This window comes from Pseudidiomarina mangrovi, assembly GCF_003999375.1.
GTDB classification, from domain to species: Bacteria; Pseudomonadota; Gammaproteobacteria; order Enterobacterales; family Alteromonadaceae; genus Pseudidiomarina; species Pseudidiomarina mangrovi.
This window is the reverse complement of record NZ_RJLC01000005.1, coordinates 24,556-43,199: the sequence shown is the minus strand read 5'-3', so window position 1 is coordinate 43,199 and position 18,644 is coordinate 24,556. Positions and strand designations below refer to the sequence as shown.

16 protein-coding genes are annotated in these 18,644 nt (G+C 52.0%); 8 read left to right on the top strand and 8 right to left on the bottom strand.

Going from position 1 to position 18,644, the window contains the following annotated elements; all coding sequences use genetic code 11:
• Positions 1 to 80: 80 nt before the first annotated feature.
• From hslU to priA, 5 genes are all read right to left on the bottom strand, one after another.
• Positions 81 to 1,409 carry an ATP-dependent protease ATPase subunit HslU gene (gene hslU, locus EFO84_RS00990; protein WP_127346197.1) on the bottom strand — a complete coding sequence of 443 codons (1,329 nt, stop codon included), beginning with the start codon at positions 1,407 to 1,409 and terminating at the stop codon, positions 81 to 83.
• Positions 1,402 to 1,938 (bottom strand): ATP-dependent protease subunit HslV, encoded by a 537-nt coding sequence (hslV, locus tag EFO84_RS00985; RefSeq protein WP_127346196.1) that lies wholly within the window; start codon positions 1,936 to 1,938, stop codon positions 1,402 to 1,404. Before hslV ends, hslU begins: the two co-directional genes overlap by 8 nt.
• Positions 1,939 to 2,002: 64 nt before the next feature.
• A complete protein-coding gene (locus EFO84_RS00980) occupies positions 2,003 to 2,572 on the bottom strand; it encodes an SPOR domain-containing protein (RefSeq protein ID WP_127346195.1) in 570 nt (189 codons plus the stop codon).
• Positions 2,573 to 2,575: 3 nt separating this feature from the next.
• Positions 2,576 to 4,318, bottom strand: coding sequence for an arginine--tRNA ligase (argS, locus tag EFO84_RS00975; protein ID WP_127346194.1), 1,743 nt, complete (start codon positions 4,316 to 4,318; stop codon positions 2,576 to 2,578).
• Positions 4,319 to 4,423: 105 nt separating this feature from the next.
• A complete protein-coding gene (gene priA, locus EFO84_RS00970; protein WP_127346193.1) occupies positions 4,424 to 6,622 on the bottom strand; it encodes a primosomal protein N' in 2,199 nt (732 codons plus the stop codon).
• 184 nt (positions 6,623 to 6,806) lie between these two features.
• Here priA and rpmE point away from each other — a divergent pair, with 184 nt between their 5' ends.
• The 3 genes from rpmE (at position 6,807) to EFO84_RS00955 (ending at position 10,954) form a co-directional block, all read left to right on the top strand.
• Positions 6,807 to 7,022 carry a 50S ribosomal protein L31 gene (gene rpmE, locus EFO84_RS00965; protein WP_127346192.1) on the top strand — a complete coding sequence of 72 codons (216 nt, stop codon included), beginning with the start codon at positions 6,807 to 6,809 and terminating at the stop codon, positions 7,020 to 7,022.
• 268 nt (positions 7,023 to 7,290) lie between these two features.
• Positions 7,291 to 8,535, top strand: a complete 1,245-nt coding sequence (locus tag EFO84_RS00960; RefSeq protein ID WP_127346191.1) for a malic enzyme-like NAD(P)-binding protein — start codon at positions 7,291 to 7,293, stop codon at positions 8,533 to 8,535.
• 34 nt (positions 8,536 to 8,569) lie between these two features.
• Positions 8,570 to 10,954 (top strand): sensor histidine kinase, encoded by a 2,385-nt coding sequence (locus EFO84_RS00955; protein WP_127346190.1) that lies wholly within the window; start codon positions 8,570 to 8,572, stop codon positions 10,952 to 10,954.
• Here the strand turns inward: EFO84_RS00955 and EFO84_RS00950 are convergent.
• Positions 10,911 to 11,369, bottom strand: coding sequence for a response regulator (locus tag EFO84_RS00950; protein WP_127346189.1), 459 nt, complete (start codon positions 11,367 to 11,369; stop codon positions 10,911 to 10,913). The genes EFO84_RS00955 and EFO84_RS00950 overlap by 44 nt on opposite strands.
• Positions 11,370 to 11,534: 165 nt before the next feature.
• Here EFO84_RS00950 and argC point away from each other — a divergent pair, with 165 nt between their 5' ends.
• From argC to argH, 5 genes are read left to right on the top strand one after another with little or no spacing between them, the layout of a single operon-like run.
• Positions 11,535 to 12,599 carry an N-acetyl-gamma-glutamyl-phosphate reductase gene (gene argC / locus EFO84_RS00945; RefSeq protein ID WP_127346188.1) on the top strand — a complete coding sequence of 355 codons (1,065 nt, stop codon included), beginning with the start codon at positions 11,535 to 11,537 and terminating at the stop codon, positions 12,597 to 12,599.
• Positions 12,596 to 13,363: an acetylglutamate kinase gene (gene argB / locus EFO84_RS00940; protein WP_127346187.1), complete on the top strand. Its 768-nt coding sequence runs from the start codon at positions 12,596 to 12,598 to the stop codon at positions 13,361 to 13,363. Before argC ends, argB begins: the two co-directional genes overlap by 4 nt.
• Before the next feature lie 41 nt (positions 13,364 to 13,404).
• Complete coding sequence (locus EFO84_RS00935) at positions 13,405 to 14,322, top strand: ornithine carbamoyltransferase (protein ID WP_127346186.1); 918 nt, start codon at positions 13,405 to 13,407, stop codon at positions 14,320 to 14,322.
• Positions 14,315 to 15,550 carry an argininosuccinate synthase gene (locus EFO84_RS00930; protein WP_127346185.1) on the top strand — a complete coding sequence of 412 codons (1,236 nt, stop codon included), beginning with the start codon at positions 14,315 to 14,317 and terminating at the stop codon, positions 15,548 to 15,550. Before EFO84_RS00935 ends, EFO84_RS00930 begins: the two co-directional genes overlap by 8 nt.
• Entirely contained in the window at positions 15,551 to 17,392 is a 1,842-nt protein-coding gene (gene argH, locus EFO84_RS00925; RefSeq protein ID WP_127346184.1) for an argininosuccinate lyase, read from the top strand.
• 8 nt (positions 17,393 to 17,400) lie between these two features.
• On the opposite strand, the gene metJ is transcribed toward argH, so the two are convergent.
• Both metJ and rsuA read right to left on the bottom strand, forming a co-directional pair.
• Positions 17,401 to 17,727 (bottom strand): met regulon transcriptional regulator MetJ, encoded by a 327-nt coding sequence (gene metJ, locus EFO84_RS00920; protein WP_127346183.1) that lies wholly within the window; start codon positions 17,725 to 17,727, stop codon positions 17,401 to 17,403.
• Positions 17,728 to 17,854: 127 nt separating this feature from the next.
• A complete protein-coding gene (gene rsuA / locus EFO84_RS00915) occupies positions 17,855 to 18,559 on the bottom strand; it encodes a 16S rRNA pseudouridine(516) synthase RsuA (RefSeq protein ID WP_127346182.1) in 705 nt (234 codons plus the stop codon).
• Positions 18,560 to 18,644: the final 85 nt, after the last annotated feature.

Sequence of the window (18,644 nt, the reverse complement as noted above, 5' to 3'; positions counted from 1 at the left end):
CCTAACTGTGAATAACCCGCATATGCTATGGCATTGTTGGGCATAGTATAGCGGGTAACTGCACGGGGCAACAGCAAGGGTTACAGAATATAGCGACTTAAATCTTCGTCCTGCGCCAGTTTGCCTAAATGTTGCTCGACATAAGCAGCATCAATAACAATAGTTTCACCGGTTAAGTCACTGGCTTTAAAGGACACTTCTTCCATCAGCCGCTCGAGTACTGTGTGCAACCGGCGCGCACCAATGTTCTCAGTCGTCTCATTGACATAAAACGCAGTTTCGGCAATGCGCTGAATACCGTCTTGAGTAAAGTCGATGGTGACACCCTCGGTGGCCATCAAAGCCCGATATTGGGTCGTCAAAGACGCATTTGGCTCAGTTAGAATACGGACAAAATCGTTACTGGTCAGCGCATCAAGGCTGACCCGAATCGGCAACCGCCCCTGCAGCTCGGGAATCAAATCAGACGGCTTAGACATCTGAAACGCCCCTGAGGCGATAAATAGAATATGGTCAGTTTTCACCATGCCATGCTTGGTCGATACCGTGGTGCCCTCAACCAGTGGTAGCAAATCACGCTGCACCCCTTCACGTGACACGTCTGGGCCGCTGACATCGCCGCGCTTACAAATTTTGTCCACTTCATCTAAGAACACGATACCGTTTTGCTCCACCGCATGCAGTGCCGCGGTTTTCACGTCCTCTGGATTGAGCATTTTAGCGGCTTCTTCGTCAACCAGTTGCTTGAACGCATCTTTGATCTTCAGCTTGCGCGCCTTGCTCTTACCTTGGCCCATATTCTGAAACATGCTTTGTAATTGCGAGGTCATCTCTTCCATACCTGGCGGTGCCATGATCTCAACGCCCATACTCGACATGGCGATATCAATTTCAATTTCTTTGTCGTCGAGCTGGCCTTCGCGCAGCTTTTTGCGAAATACCTGGCGGGTGTTACTCTGCTCGCGCGGCTCTTGATCGTCGGCCCAACCCTTAGGTGGCGGCAGCAAGGCATCTAAAATTCGTTCTTCGGCGGCTTCTTCGGCACGAAAACGCACTTTCTTCATCATTTGTTCACGGGTTTGCTTAAAAGCAATATCAGTCAGGTCTTTGATAATGCTCTCGACTTCTTTACCCACATAACCTACCTCGGTAAATTTAGTCGCTTCAACCTTAATAAACGGAGCGTTTGCGAGCTTGGCTAAACGCCGAGCAATTTCGGTTTTACCCACCCCGGTTGGGCCAATCATGAGAATATTTTTGGGCGTAACTTCTTGGCGCAGATCGCTGCTTAATTGCATGCGCCGCCAGCGGTTGCGCAAGGCAACGGCTACTGCTTTTTTGGCATTGTCTTGGCCAACAATATGCTGATTGAGCTCGTCGACGATTTCACGTGGGGTCATTTCAGACATGGTCAACGGTCTCCAGCATTTCGATGGTTTGGAATTGGTTGGTAAATACGCAGATATCACCGGCAATGGTGAGGGCTTTTTCAACGATGTCGCGGGCACTGAGATCGGTGTTGTCGAGCAGAGCGGTGGCAGCAGCTTGGGCAAACGCACCACCTGAGCCAATAGCAATCAGATCATGCTCGGGTTGCACCACATCACCGTTACCCGAAATCAGCAGTGATACATGCTTGTCAGCCACCACCAGCATCGCCTCTAAGCGGCGCAGCATACGGTCGGTACGCCAATCTTTGGCCAACTCAATGGCGGCACGCATCAAGTTGCCTTGGTGTTTTTCCAGTTTGAGGTCTAAGCGTTCGAATAGGGTAAAGGCATCTGCGGTGCCACCAGCGAAGCCAGCGAGCACTTGGTCTTTGTAGAGTCGGCGAACTTTGCGGGCATTGCCTTTCATCACGGTGTTGCCGAGCGACACCTGGCCGTCGCCGCCTATCACCACCTGATTGCCGCGGCGTACTGAAACGATTGTAGTCACATTTGCATCCTCATGTTGCTATGACAGCTAGATGAGGACGGCATCACCACATTTCAATAGCCGCTTAGAGATTCCAGTTCCAAATCTCACAATAATGCACTTGCGCGCGTTGAAGTTTGTGACGATCACGCTCAGCGTCACGCTTGGTAGCGTATGGGCCTAGAATCACCCGAAACCACACACCATTGCGCCCTTCGGAGCGCCGCACCTGCGATTCCAGCCCGGTCAGTGCGATGCGTGCGCGCAAGGTTTGCGCATCGCTTTCACTGCGAAACGAGCCGCACTGCATGAGCTTAGGTGGCCCCAGTTCACGCTCGGGGACATCGACAATCACTTCCTGATTTTCTAGCACATCGGGGTAACTGTATTCATCCTTCGGCAACTCTGGAATGGCATCTTTGTCGATTTGCCGCTGCATTTGCTCGGTAACTTCCGGCGGTTGCACAACCACCGGTTGCTGGTCTCTGCTGCCAGCAATGCTGTACAAGAACCATACCAACCCGGCCACCATCGCTAAGGTGACAACCACTAACAGCCACGATACTGGTGCTGCAGCTTTGGCTGCTGACTTTTTCGCCGGCTTGCCACTTTGCTTCTTTTTCGGCGGCGGACGTTTACGGTTAGCGTAATCCATAGCTTACATCTTCTCGAGGGTATCAATACCCAGCAATGATAATCCGGTTTTCAGCGTTTTGGCGGTCAGTGCAGCGAGTTTCAATCGGCTCAATCGCACCTCGTCACGCGCTTCAGCAAGAATTGGGCAGGCCTCATAGAAAGTTGAGAAAGCACCGGCCAAATCAAATAAATAGCCGCAGAGAAAATGCGGCATGGCTTTATCGGCAACGCTGTAGACGGTTTCATTAAAGCGTACCAACAGGTTAGCCAGCGCTAGCTCGCGCTCGTCGTCGAGTACAAAAGGCGCGCTAATAGCTGTTGCATCCATGTCGGTCTTATTGAACACGCTGGTGACACGAGTGTAGGCATACAGTAAATACGGCGCAGTGTTGCCTTCAAAGCTGAGCATGGTGTCCCAATCGAAAATGTAGTCGCTGGTGCGGTTTTTCGACAGATCAGCATATTTTACCGAACTGATACCAATCACTTTGGCAACGTGCTGCTGCTCGCTAGCACTGAGCTGCGAGTTTTTGCTCTGCAACAGATCTAAGGCGCGCTTTTCAGCTTCATCGAGAAGATCAGCCAGCTTGGTCACACCGCCATCACGGCTCTTGTATGGGCGGCCATCTTTGCCCATCACCGTACCAAACCCGTAATGGTCGAGCTGCACGTCTTCGCGCACAAATCCAGCCTTGCGGGCCAAGGTGAAAATTTGTTGAAAGTGCAAGCCTTGGCGCTGATCAACGAAATACATCACATGGTCAGCATGGAGCTGATTTTGCCGATAACGAATGGCGGCAAGGTCGGTCGTGGCATATAAAAACCCGCCACCAGACTTCTGCACGATAACCGGCAGTGCGTCGCCGTCTTTGTTACGGAACTCATCCAGAAATACGCATTGTGCGCCCTGATCTTCAACCAGTAAGCCTTGTGCCTGTAAATCAGCAACCACCTGCGCTAAATCATCATTGTAGGCGCTCTCGGCCATGACATCGGCGCGTGTCAGCTGCACCCCAAGGCGGTCATACACCTCTTGGCAATGGCTCAGCGATACGTCAATAAATTGCTGCCATAAAGCCCGACATTTGGCATCACCCGATTGCAATGCCACCACGAGCTCACGGGCCCGCGCAGCAAAACTTTCGCTATCATCAAAGCGCTTCTTAGCGGCTTTATAAAAGGTTTCTAAATTGCTGAGCTCCATGGCCATGGCGTCGCCTTCCAGCTCTTCCATGTGCGCTAACAGCATACCGAACTGGGTACCCCAATCGCCGACATGGTTTTGCGCAATCACCGTGTTGCCGATGAAGCGCTGTACCCGTGCCGCCGCATCACCAATGATTGCTGAACGCAAATGGCCCACATGCATTTCTTTGGCAAGGTTTGGCGATGAATAGTCAATGACAATGGTTTTACCGCTGGCAGCGACATCAACGGCTAGCTTGTCATCGCTGTAGGCGCGCTCTAGCTGATCCAGTAATTGCTGTTGACTGAAGGTGAAGTTAATAAAGCCAGGCCCGGCAACCTCAGTCTTGGCCAGCAGTGAATTACTCGGAATAGCAGCAATAATAGCTTCAGCCAGGGCGCGCGGATTCATACCCGCTGGCTTAGCCAGCAGCAAGGCTAAGTTAGTGGCAAAATCACCATGACTTTTATCGCGCGGACGATCCAACTGAATACGCACCGGCAAGTCCGCCGGCAACTGCTGTTGTGATTGGAGGCTGGCAATTGCCTCTGCGAGTAAGTGTTCCAACGCTTCTTTCATGGAGATCCTTGACGACCGGATAGGTGATGGCTCAGTACTTGAGCTGATATGGCGATAGTTTACTGGTTTGGCGGCAGAAAAAAAACCGCAATCGTGCGCCTGCAGCTAGCTAAAATCCTGTGGATCGACATCGAGCGACCAGCGCACCCGACGTAACTCTGCAAGCCCCTCTAAACGCGGCAAAATATGCCGCAGTAGTTGCGTGCGCAAGGCGCGGTCACGACATTGCAGCAACAGTTGATAGCGATATTTGCCGGCACGCCGTTCCATCACCGCCGGCATTGGCCCCAAAACCATAGCACCGTCAACGCTTGGGAACAGCTGCGCGATAGCTTGCAGCGCATCGCTAGCCGCTTGCGCTTGCAACGCCTCGGTACGAAATAGTGCCAACTGCGAGAACGGCGGTAATTGGGTCAATCGGCGCTCATGCAGCGCGGTGACAGCAAAGTGACCATAGCCGTTGTTGACCAAATCTTGCACTAGCTCATGCTCAGGATGATGGGTTTGCAGCACCACTGTACCTTGTTTACTGGCGCGACCGGCGCGACCAGCGACTTGAGTATAGAGCTGCCCTAAGCGTTCGGCGGCACGAAAATCAGCGCTGTAGAGTGCGCCATCGACATCCAGTAGCGCCACCAAGGTCACTTCGGGAAAGTGATGGCCCTTGGCGAGCATTTGGGTACCGACCAACAGCTGATATTTATTGGCACGGGCATCGCTCAAATGCTGCTGCAAGCTGCCTTTGCGACGCGTCGTGTCGCGATCAATACGCAGCACCGGAAATTCTGGAAACACCTCTTCCAGCACTTGCTCAAGCTGCTCAGTACCGGTGCCACGACCGACCAACTGAGTTGATCCGCAATCATGGCACTGGCGCGGCATACGTTGCTGCGAGCCACAATGGTGACACTGCAACTCCTGAGCCTGCTGGTGCACAGTAAAGTAGGCGTCACAGCGGGCACAATGCGCCAGCCAACCACATTCATGACACATCAACGCTGGCGCAAAGCCACGCCGATTAAGGAACAGTAACACTTGCTGACCGGCCTGCAGTTGCTCGCGCATCATGCTAATTAGCGGCGCCGACAAGCCCGCCTTTAATGGCAACCCTTTCACATCAATGATCACGTGCTTAGCGGGTTTGGCATGCCCAGCTCGTTGGGTTAAACGCAAGTGGGCATAGCGTTTTTGCTGAGCGTTGTTGATGGTTTCTAACGAAGGTGTAGCCGAGCCAAGAATAATCGGCACTTTTTCTTCGTGTGCACGCAGTACTGCCACATCACGGGCATGGTAACGAAAACCATCTTGTTGTTTCAGTGAGCCGTCGTGCTCTTCGTCAATGATGATCAAGCCCAGTTGTTGGCAAGGGGTAAATACCGCCGAGCGGGTGCCAATAATAATCGCCGCACTACCTTGTTGGGCATCGAGCCAAGCATCGAGTCGCTCGCGGTCGGTCAGTGCCGAGTGCAACATCACCACCGGCACACTAAAGCGCTGCTGAAAACGTCGCAAGGTTTGCGGGGTCAGGCCAATTTCAGGCACCAACACCAGCACTTGCTTACCGGCGCGCAGAACTTCTGCCATCACCTGCAAGTACACCTCGGTTTTACCACTGCCGGTCACCCCTTCCAGTAAGTACGCCTGCGCCTTGCGTGAGGCGGCAATAGCAGCCACGGCTAAGGCCTGCTCCGGGTTCAATTGTAGCGGCTCGGCATCCAGCCCAAAGGCCCAATCACTCTGCTGCTGCGGAATATGGCGCTGTTTACAGATGAGCTGCTTTTGCTGCAAAGCGTTCACCGCACTCACACTGTACTCACCAGCGCGAACATCGCGGGCCAACAGCGGTCGTTGTTGCAATGCTGCCAGCAGTCGTTGCTGTTGTGGCGCCCGCGCCAGCTCGGTCAAAGCTAACGCGGCACCGGCGTCGGTGACTTCATAGCGCTCAGTCGCTTGATAGCTGAGGGCTTCACCCTGCCGCGCTAATACCGGTAGGGCATGATGCAACACGTCACCCAAGGGGTGCTGGTAATAATCGGCCGCCCAGTACAACAAGCGCCATAATGCCGGCGGCCATACCGACTGCTGATCCAGCACCTCATGAATTGGTTTACGGGCAAAGCGGCTATCAGGCTGCGGGCTCTCACCCAGGCAAATACCAATCAACTGACGTTGCCCAAATGGCACCCGCACTCGCGCACCCACCGCCGGTAACTCGTTGCTATCGTATTCAAAATTACGATACAACGGCACGGGCAGTGCCACCTGAATCACATAACGATAAGTCGGCGCCGATGAAACTGTCATAGCCTGCTATTGTGCGGTGCGATAAAGCCCTACGCAAGCGCAGCGAGCGGTGGCTTGTACCTGGCGCAAAGTTGCTTGATCAAAATAGCGCTGTGCAGTACAATTCGCGCCCTTATTAACATTAACCACGCATGGTGTCCGGCAAAAGATCGGATGGCGATGCGGCCTGACTAGAGGTAATCCCATGAAAGAAGGTATTCATCCTAACTACACCGCCATGAAAGTAACCTGTGCGTGTGGTCACTCATTTGAAACTCGCTCTACCAAAAGCGGCGACTTGCACTTGGACGTATGTTCAGAGTGTCACCCGTTTTATACCGGCAAACAACGTATCATGGATACCGGTGGTCGTATCGAGAAGTTCAACAAGCGCTTCAGCGTGTTGGGCAAAAAAGCTTAATATTTTTAAAGCTTTCGTGCAGATTTCTAATAAAGGCGCCAAAAGGCGCCTTTATTTTGCCTGCAATTTACTATCAATTTGAATTAATTGAATTTTTACCTGCTTTAAATTACGTCACTCAACATCTTTACCGCCCCGCAATGAGCTTACCGAGAAATTCTATCAGGTAAGATTTGTTAATCTCGCCGCAGCATCTACAATGGTTCACATATTCAGCCATGTTATAGTCATTATTCACTCGCATTTATCATTGCAAGGTATCCAGAAAATGTCCGATTTCCGCAAGCAAGCACTTGATTATCATGAGTTTCCACGCCCAGGCAAAATCACCATCGAGTTAAGCAAGCCGGCTGAAACCAGTAAAGATCTCGCTCTCGCCTACAGCCCTGGCGTTGCGGAGCCGGTACGTGCCATTGCAGAAAATCCTGATGATGTGTACCGCTTTACGGGTAAAGGCAACATGGTTGCGGTGATTTCCAATGGTACCGCTATTTTAGGTTTAGGTAACTTAGGGCCTATGGCATCGAAACCAGTGATGGAAGGTAAAGCGTTACTATTTAAGCGCTTTGCCGGGCTCGATTCGATTGATATTGAAGTCACGCACAACACCACTGAGGAGTTTATCAATACCGTCGCCAGCATTGCCGACAGTTTTGGTGGTATCAACCTAGAGGACATTAAAGCACCTGAGTGCTTCGAAATTGAAAAAGCATTGATTGAACGCTGCGATATTCCGGTATTTCATGACGACCAACACGGTACCGCTATCGTGACCGCGGCAGGCTTACTGAACGCCCTAGAAATTCAGGGCAAAGAGCTTCACAAAGCACATATCGTTTGTCTTGGTGCTGGTGCCGCAGCCATTGCCTGTATGGAACTACTGATTAAATGTGGCGCACAGCGCGAAAACATTTACATGCTCGATTCTAAGGGCGTTATCCATACCCGTCGCGATGACCTCAACGAATACAAAATGGCTTTTGCGAACAACACCGATAAGCGCACGCTGGAAGAGGTCATTACCGAAGCGGATGTCTTTATTGGTGTATCAGGGCCCAACTTATTGAGCGCCGAAGCATTAAAATTAATGGCACCCAATCCTATTGTCTTCGCCTGCTCAAATCCAGACCCAGAGATCAAACCCGAACTGGCATGGGCGGTGCGCAAAGATTTAATTATGGCTACCGGTCGCTCGGATTATCCGAACCAGGTCAATAACGTGTTGTGTTTCCCGTTTATCTTCCGGGGTGCCTTAGATGTGCGCGCGCGACGCATTAACGATGAGATGAAGTTGGCGGCGGTAACCGCCATACGTGAACTGGCAAAACTACCGGTGCCGGAGCAAGTCTTAGCTGCCTGTGGCGTTGACAGTTTAGAATTTGGCGCTGACTACATTATTCCGAAGCCACTCGACCCGCGCTTAAAAACTCATGTAGCACGGGCCGTGGCTCAGGCCGCTGTAAACTCAGGAACAGCGCGTATTGACTTACCGGTTAAATATCTAGAGGATTAACTCATTTACGGAACATGCACCTAGGCGGTTCGTCGTGCAACGCACTGTTGATAGCAGCAAAAAATCAAATTATTGGCTAATCGCTGGCTTAAGTTTGCTCGCTGTCGCGGTCAACTTTTTGCGTATCCCACTGTTTGACGATAACCAAATCTTACTTGGTAACGCCTTCGCTATTGCGCTGACCATTATCTATGGTATTCGCGTTGGCTTGCCGGTTGCCCTGCTGGCGAGTTTGGTGAGCTTCTATCAGTGGGAGCACTTTTACGGCATAACGCCGTTTGTCCTTGAAGTGCTCGCCATTGCCTTGGCGATGCACCGTCAGCGAAGTATTTTGCTGATCGGTGTAATTTATTGGCTGACTATTGGCTGGCTTGTTGTGGCATTGCTCTACGGCAGTTTGGGCGACTATTCCGAAGTCGTGCTGCGCGGCATCATCCTCAAATATATTCTCAATGGCTTTTTCACCGTGTTGTTGGGCTTTGCTATTTTTCACGGCCTGCGCGCAATCAATGCAGAGCCGCGGGTTAGATATCGCACCGAGCTGGCTGAAATGCTGGTCAATACCGGCTTATTTACCGTGCTGTTCGTGGCAAGCTTGGTGATTTATTTTTGGCTGCGCGCTGTTAACGTTGAGTTGTATTTACAAACAGAAAAGCAAACTCAGTTCGTTACTCAGCTGATTGCAGATCGCACCAATACTCACTTTGAGCAAAATCATCTGGCTTTAGCAGCGGCTGCGCAGCAACTATCTGAGCAGCCAACGCTGTTAGAACTGCAGCGTTCCATAAGCGCCATTCATGACAAGTATCCCGAATTTATTACCCTACTTGTCACCGATGAGCGCGGCGACATTCTGGTTACTTCACCCATAGACGCTCTGGCTAGCGCTACTGACGTAATCAACGTTGCCGATCGAGACTATTTCTATCAAGTACAGCAAACGCTATTACCTTTTAGCTCGAATGCGTTTCGTGGCCGCGGCTTTGGTAACGATCCTATTGTGGCGTTGAGTGTGCCTTATTTTAATAACGGCAATTTCGCGGGTGTTGTTGAGGGTTCACTGAACCTGACTATGCTGGCACAGCTTGGCAATGGTATCGGTGCAGACCAACACTATTACCTGATCACCGATAGCAATAACCGCGTTGTCTTTGCATCTCCGCAATTTGGTTTTGATTTTCTTGATGAACTCAGCGGTTCAGCGCTGCTTACAACTGATCAAAGCAGTTTAATGATGAATAGTGCCGAGGGCGTCCATGGTTTTATCATCGAGCGGCAGCTAATGTCGCAAAAGGAGTGGTTGATCACGGTAGCGGGGTCGATGGATAGCTATGAAGAGAGTCTTGGCGAGTATTTGCTCGGCTCTATCGTGCTCTTAGCTGGGCTTGCTATGCTGAGTATTATGGCGATTTTTAGACTCACCAATTCACTCACTCGCCCTATCGCGGAGTTGGTCGAAAAACTGCATAATCACCATGATCTCGGTAACCTATCCAGACTCACCCACACCGGCACGACCCGCTACGTGCATGAACTCTCTGAGCTGCAGCAAAGTTTTAGTAATTTCACCAATCGGTTACGCGATACCTTAACCGACCTGCGCCAAAGTAACAGCATGAACAGTGAGTTGAACAAACGCTTACAGCAAGCCAACGACCTGTTAGAAGAGCGTGTGCAAGAGCGCACCGAGCAGCTTGAAATTGCCCTGCACTCGGCCAGTGCCGCGAGTAATGTAAAATCGCAATTCTTGGCCAATATGAGTCATGAAGTACGGACTCCATTGCATGGGGTGTTGGGGCTGACGGAAATTTTGCTCGCCGACCCAAGCGCTGAGCAATTCCACGACAAATTAGAGCTGATCGAGCAATCCGGCCGGCACTTACTAAGTATCGTCGATGATATTCTTGATTTCGCCAAAACTGAGGCAGGTAAACTACCGTTGCAACCGGTGCCGACAGCGGTTTTAGCCTTCGTTGAGCCGTTGATTACGAGTTACCAAAAGCGTACCGCAGAGAGTAGCTTAACCATTCACCTGATAAGCGCAGAATTGCCTGAGCAAGTCCTCGTCGATCAAACACGGCTGCGGCAAATCATCGATAATCTGCTCAGTAATGCGGTTAAGTTCACCGCGCAGGGGCTGATTGAGGTTAAATTGGATTACCGTGCGCCGATACTGTCAATTAGCGTCACCGATTCGGGTATTGGTATTTCGTCTGAGCGTATTGATGCTATTTTTGAACCTTTCGAACAAGCTGATTTATCCACCACTAAGACGTTTGGTGGTACCGGTTTAGGATTAACGATTTCACGCCAATTAGCCCGCTTGATGGGCGGCGATTTACTGTGCTCAAGCCGCCCGGGCGAAGGCTCAACCTTTACGCTGACGGTTGACGCTCCGCCAGCAGGCGAATCAACATAAATAATAACTCGTTACGGGTAAACGGCTTGGTCATGAAACCATCGACACCATCACCGTCGTAACGACCTCGAGCGACACCCACCGAATCAGCCGTGAGCATCAGCAACGGCACACGTTTGCGCCCCTCGCGACGCTCAATGTCACGTAATACCGCAATGGCACGACTACCATCCATTTTCGGCATCATCGCATCCATCAAAATCAGATCGAACTCGATATATGCAAACTGTCGAACTGCGTCTTCACCATCCCCGACCACCACACATTCAGCCCCCACACTCGATAGCATGTGCCGAATCACCAGCTGACTGACATGATTGTCTTCGCATACCAGCACGTGCAAGCCAGCAAAAACAGCTAGCTCACTGTCGCTCGGCGGCTGTACGGGGGTGAAACGATTGTCACTTGCGGCCATGGTGTCCTTCCTCTTACAACGTGTTCAACTCTAGCTTAGCTAATGATAGCGACTAATGACAATTAAATATATTTATGCTTGTTTTATGAATTTGTATTCACTATAATCAACTCACTTTTAGCGCTGTAAAGCGCTTTTTTTAATGCTGACGGAATGACCTGAGTTATGGCTACTGAATTACCACTACAGACATCTGCAAATAAGGCATCAGAGCAATCTGCTGACAGCCTATCTTGTGCTGTTTTTGGGGCCTCAGGTTATAGCGGTGTCGAGCTGGCTTGGTTACTGCATAATCATCCACAATTTCACCTCAGTCATACTTTTTCATCCAGCGCACGCGAGGAAGAGTCGCTAGCTAGCTTGTATCCGGCTTTGGCTGGACGGCTTGATTTAACCCTGCAACCTTGGCACCCGAGCTTGCTGAGCCACTTGGCGCAGCAAGTGCGGGTGGTTTTTTTAGCGCTGCCTCATGAAGCCAGTGCCGAACTTGCGCCAGCATTGATTGCGGCTGGTTTGGTGGTATTTGATTTATCTGGCGCGTTTCGTTTGCACGATGCTGCCCTGCACCAACAAACCTATGGTTTTACCCAACCACAACTACCACAAGCGGCGCCTTATGGTCTTGCTGAGTGGACGCAATTACAGGGTAACGAGCCGCTGATTGCGGTGCCTGGCTGCTACCCCACTGTGGCAAGCTTGGCATTGAAACCGCTGATACCGCTGTTAGCTGAGCATTGCACACCTATTGTTAATGCCGTCAGTGGTGTTTCTGGTGCTGGTCGTAAAGCCCATACACACACCAGCTTTTGCGAAGTAAGCTTGCAAGCCTATGGCGTTGCCAGTCACCGCCATCAGCCTGAAATCAGCCAAGCCGTAGGCCGTGAGGTGCTGTTTGTACCCCATTTAGGTAACTTTAAACGGGGTATTTTGGCGACTATTTATGTGCAACTGGCGGAGCAGGTAGATGCTGCACAGGTCGCACATGCCTATCACAATGCCTATGCAGAGCAGCCGCTAGTGCGCTTGTGTGACAAACCACCTAGCATCGGCCAAGTGGCGGGTACGCCATTTTGCGATATCCATTGGCAGCAAGCGGGCCAGCAACTGATCATTTGTGCCGCCATTGATAACTTATTGAAAGGTGCTGCAGCCCAAGCCGTGCAATTAGCCAACCAATATTTTGGGCTACCGAGCGCGCAAGGGCTGGGCTTGACCGGGGGTATCGTATGAGTACGCCATTGGTCATTAAACTCGGCGGTAAAGTGCTTACCGACCAACACAGCCTGCAACATTTACTGCGCATCATCAGCAAGCTCGCAGTCATTCGTGCGTTGGTGCTAGTGCACGGCGGTGGCGATCAAGTACAGCAACTGTTAGAGCAACTCGGTCAGCAAAGTATTAAATCAGCTGGGCAGCGTATTACGCCGACTAGCCATATTCCTATTGTTGCTGGGGTATTAGCCGGTGATGTGAATTCACAACTGTGTGCGCAAGCGCAGTTACACGGCCTCAATGCTGTAGGTTTGACCTTATTTGCTGGTCATAGTGTGCGCTGCCAAGTCGATACAGCGCGTGGCGCCGTGGGCATTCCACAGCCAGGCGACAGCAAATTACTGGAGCAACTGATCGATCAGGGTTTTGTTCCTGTGATTAGCTCCGTGGGTGTGAGCGCTAGCGGTGAGCGCTTAAACGTCAATGCGGATTTAGCGGCCGCTAGTATTGCGCAACTTTTACACGCTGATTTGATTTTATTAACCGACGTTCCCGGTATTCTTGATCACCACGGACAACTTCTCGAACACATCCACGCCGACCAAGCCGCAGCCTTGATTGCTGACGGCACTGTACGCGATGGCATGCAAGTCAAACTCGAAGCGGCGCTCAAAGCCGCTCACGCATCGCGACGAAGCATCGCGGTAGCCGGCTGGCAAGATGCCAACGCACTCACCCGTTTGGCTAAGGGTGAAGCGGCCGGAACCCGCATTAGCGTTTAACTCGCCAGAACTTATTTACTCTCGATTATTGGATACATGACATGAATGATTTTTTGCTGATGGGTGATTTAGCCCCCTCACAAACCGCCGAGTTATTGCAACTGGCGCATACCATTAAGCAACGCCCCGCGGCGTGGTCGCAAGCGCTGGCCGGCAAAAGTATTGCCTTGCTGTTTGAAAAGCCATCGCTGCGCACCCGCGCCAGCTTTGCCGCTGGTATTAACCGCTTAGGCGGTCACAGCATTTACCTCGATGCAGCTAATTTAATGGGCGTGCGGGAACCAGCCAAAGATGTCGGAGCCAACTTAGCGCTATGGCATGACGCCATTGTGGCGCGGGTATTTAGCCAAGAGACCCTGACTGAGCTGGCTGCAGCTTCGCCAAAGCCGGTCATCAACGCTCTCAGTGATATTGATCACCCATGCCAAGCCATGGCTGACTTGTTGACTCTGCAAGAGCAACTCGGTGACTTATCGCAAGCGCATTTGACTTGGGTCGGTGATGGCAACAACGTGTGTCATTCGCTGATGCTCGGTGCCGCGCAAATGGGTATGGGTATGCAAGTGGTCACCCCAGCCGGTTATGAGCCAGCCGCATCGGTACTCGCGCAGACCCAGCAAATTGCCGCGCAAACTGGTGCCGTCATCACCGTCACGCACGATTTAACCGCACTGCAACAAACCGATGCTATTTATACCGATACTTGGTTTTCCATGGGCCAAGAGCGCGACAACAATCAAGTCATGCATGACTTTGCCCCGTATCAAGTCAACTGTGAATTGATGAAGCGCTTACACGCTAAGTTCTTTATGCATTGTTTACCAGCTTACCGTGGCCGCGAAGTCACCACCGAGGTGCTCGATGGTCCACAATCATTGATTTTGCAGCAAGCGGAAAACCGTATGCATGCCCAAAACGCCATTTTAGTTAAGCTGTTACAAGGAGCCAGCCATGAATAAGTCTGTTAAGAAAGTTGTCCTCGCCTATTCTGGTGGTCTTGATACCTCGGCGATTGTGCCGTGGCTGAAAGAAAATTATGACTGCGAAGTCGTGGCTTTTGTCGCCGACGTTGGTCAAGGTGATGAAGAATTGGCTGGGGTAGAAGCCAAGGCTATCGCTTCAGGGGCGAGCAGCTGCTATATCGCTGATTTAAAAGATAAGTTCGCGCAAGACGTAATTGTCCCAGCGCTCAAAGCCGGTGCTATTTATGAAGGTCAGTACCTGTTAGGCACCGCCTTGGCACGGCCAATTATCGCCCAAGCCCAGGTAGAATGTGCGTTAGCCGTTGGCGCTGATGCACTGGCCCATGGTTGTACCGGCAAGGGTAACGACCAAGTTCGGTTTGAATCATGCTTTGCCGCCTTAGCGCCGCAGCTGACCGTTATTGCTCCGTGGCGCGAATGGAGCATGCGCTCACGCCCGCAGCTGCTGGCTTACTTGGCTGAGCGCAATATCCCAACCAGCGCGTCTGCCACCAAAATTTACAGCCGCGACGCCAACTTATGGCATATCTCTACCGAAGGCGGTGAGCTGGAAAACCCGTGGAACGAGCCATCGGAACAAGTCTGGACTTGGACCACTTCGCCTGAAGCTGCGCCAGATAAGCCAGAGTATTTGCAGCTTAGCTTTAGTAAGGGTGAATTGAGCGCCATCAACGGCGAACAGCACAAATTTGCTGATGCCATCGTGCTGCTCAATACCATTGCCGGCGCCCATGGCGTTGGCCGCCTGGATATGGTGGAAAACCGTTTGGTCGGCATGAAGTCGCGCGGTTGCTATGAAACTCCAGCCGGCGCGGTGCTGCTAGCCGCCTTACAAGGTTTGGAAAGTTTAGTGCTAGACCGCAGCGTGCTGGATTATCGGCTGCGCTTAGGGCATGAATTTGCCCAGCTGATTTACGATGGTCGCTGGTTTACGCCATTGCGTGAGGCCATGGTAGCGGCCATCAACAGTATCGCCGAGCCGTTAACCGGCGATGTCGTAGTGAAGCTTTACAAGGGTAATGTCACCGTGACTCAGCGGCGTAGCCCAAACAGCTTGTACTCCAACGCCTTCGCTACCTTTGACGAAGACGAAGTATACAACCAGCAGCACGCCGAAGGCTTTATTCGGTTATACAGCTTGGCCGCACGTATCCGTGCGCTGCACCAAGCCGGTGGCAACGACAACCATGGTGGAGACGCCTAAATGAGTTTATGGGGTGGACGTTTCAGCGAGCCAAGCGCCGCTGAGTTCAAACAATTTAACGACTCGCTGAGCTTCGATTATGTGCTGGCAGCGTTTGATATCCAGGCCTCTAAAGCTTGGGCGCAAGCACTGTTGCAAGCACAATTACTCAGCGCTGAAGAAAATCAGCAGCTGCAAACTGCGTTGGGTGAGCTGGCCGCAGCAGTGGCTAAGAATCCACAATTGCCGCTGCAAACGCAGGAAGAAGATATCCACAGTTGGGTGGAAGCACAGCTCATTGAGAAAATTGGTGCAACAGCGAAAAAACTGCACACCGGGCGCAGCCGCAACGATCTCGTGGCCACCGATTTACGCCTGTTTTGCAAAACCTTTGCCCAGCAATTGGTCAGCACCAATCTAGCTGTGGTACAAGCGTTGTTGCAGTTTGCCGAGCAGCATCAACAAACCTTGCTGCCGGGCTATACCCACTTGCAACGCGCCCAACCAATTGTGGCCGGGCATTGGGCCTTAGCCTATGTGAACATGCTGCAACGCGATGTCAGCCGTCTGCGCGAAGCACTCAAGCGCCTGGATGTCAGCCCGCTCGGTAGCGGTGCGTTGGCTGGCACCACAGCTAGTATTGATCGGCAAGCCTTAGCCCATGAGCTAGGCTTCCGCGCGGCGGCAGAAAACAGCTTAGATGCTGTATCTGACCGTGATTTCGCGCTCGATTTACTCAATGCGGCCGCCAACGGCATGCTGCATTTGTCGCGTTTAGCCGAAGATGTCATTTTTTACTGCTCTGGCGAATCAGGCTGTTTCAGCATGAGTGATAAGATCAGTAGCGGCTCATCGCTGATGCCACAGAAGAAAAATCCCGACCTGTTTGAGTTGTTACGCGGCAAAACCGGCCGTGTACTGGGTCACCAGCATGCCCTGCAAACCACGTTGAAAGGCTTGCCGCTGGCGTACAACAAAGACATGCAAGAAGACAAAGTCGGGCTGTTTGACGCGCTGCATACCTATCAGCAGTGCCTAGCTATGACCGCCTTCGCTATTCCGGAGCTGACGGTCAACGTGGCGCATGCAGAAAAGCAAGCGGCCATGGGCTACAGCAACGCCACCGAATTGGCCGATTACTTAGTCAGCAAGGGTATTCCGTTCCGTGATGCCCATCACATCACCGGTGAGCTGGTGGTCAAGGCGCAGCAATTAGGCCTGCCACTAGAGCAATTACCCTTGGCCGAGTTTCAAGCCGTCAATCAACTGATAGCTGATGATGTGTACCCGGTGTTAGAGCTACGCTATGGCCTTAATAAGCGTACCGCGCTCGGTGGTACTGCTCCGGCGGCGGTGAAAATTGCCCTGAAACATGCGCAAGATTGGCTGCATGCCGCCGAAGCTGCCAGCAAACACGTACGCCAAGCACGCTTGAGTGATGTCGATAAAATCTGCGAATTAATTGCCTATTGGGCCGAGCAAGGTGAAAACCTGCCGCGCAATAAAGCCGACATCATGCAAGCTATTCACGGTTTTGCGGTAGCAGAAATTGATGATGAAGTAGTAGGTTGTGCGGCGCTTTATGTGTATAGCACCGGGCTTGCTGAAATTCGCTCGCTGGGGCTGTTCCCTAAAGCGCAGGGCAAAGGCTTAGGCGCAGAATTAGTCGCCTGGTTGCTGTGGAAAGCGCGCGAACTGGGTATCACCCGTACCATCGTGCTGACCCGCGTACCGGAGTTTTTCGGGCGCTTGAACTTCCGCCTCACGGTGAAAGAAAAGTTACCCGAAAAAGTCATGAAAGACTGCGAAATATGCCCGAAAAAGCATAATTGTGACGAGATCGCGCTGGAGTACTTTCTCTAAAACTCGCTCTAAAAGTCGTCGTCAAACTCGAGCGTCGGTAACGGTAAACCGCGACGCTCGAGCTCATCACGCACCGAAGCAGGAATGCGCTGTGGGTTATCTTTACGCAGGTCATCATCGGTCGGCAGCGGCTGGCCGGTGAAGGCATGCAAAAATGCCTCACACAGCAATTCACTATTGGTGGCGTGGCGTAGGTTCTTAACCTGACGGCGGGTACGCTCGTCGGTGAGCACTTTGAGCACACGGGTAGGAATGGATACGGTGATCTTCTTCACGCGCTCACTCTTTTGACCATGCTCGACATACGGATAAATGTATTCGCCATCCCACTTCATGCTGCACCCTTCTTACGCTACACGCGGCTAAAAACCCTGCTGACTGTGGTGAATTCTACTAGCCTCAGCGGCACAGTCAACTTTATCCGTATAGACAGCTATGCGTCTTCATTGCTGAACATTGCCGCTAATCATTACCAATAAACACCGCCGCCAACTCCGCGTCGGTGAGTGGGCGATACTCACCCAGCTCTAGGTCGGTAGGCAGTTGCAGCTGCCCAATACGCTCACGGTGCAAGCGCTCCACCCGGTTCCCTAACGCCGCAAACATGCGTTTTACTTGGTGATAGCGGCCTTCATGAATAGTCAACAAGGCCTCATGGCTGCCCACCAGCTCAAGTTGTGCCGGCTTAGTGGCGGTGGGCTCATCACGCAACACCACGCCCTCGGCAAAGCGCGCGGCGGCATCCTCGCTAATCGCATCAGCAGTCCATACTCGGTAGGTCTTGGCAATGTGATGCCGTGGCGAGCTAATACGGTGCGACCATTTGCCGTCATCGGTCAGCAGCAACAAGCCGGTAGTATCCACGTCGAGCCGCCCAACACTGTGAATTTTCTCCACCGCCGGCTCATCCAACAGGGTAAATACCGCCGCATGATGGGGGTCATCTAAACCGCACACATAGCCCTCTGGCTTGTTCATCACTAAATAGCGCAAACCAATTGGGCTGATGACCTCACCATCAAGCTGTACTTCATCGCCAGCACTGAGCTTCATGGCCGCTTGTTTGGCAATAGCACCGTTCACCACAATAGCGCGCTGGCGAATCAATTTACCCGCTTGGCTGCGGGTCAGCCCGGTGCAATCACAAATATATTTATCGAGGCGCATAGGGCTCCATGAAATTTAAAGAATCTCGCCACTGGTTGTGTATAATTATCGCTGTTGATGCCACTTACCACAAGGAGAACGCACA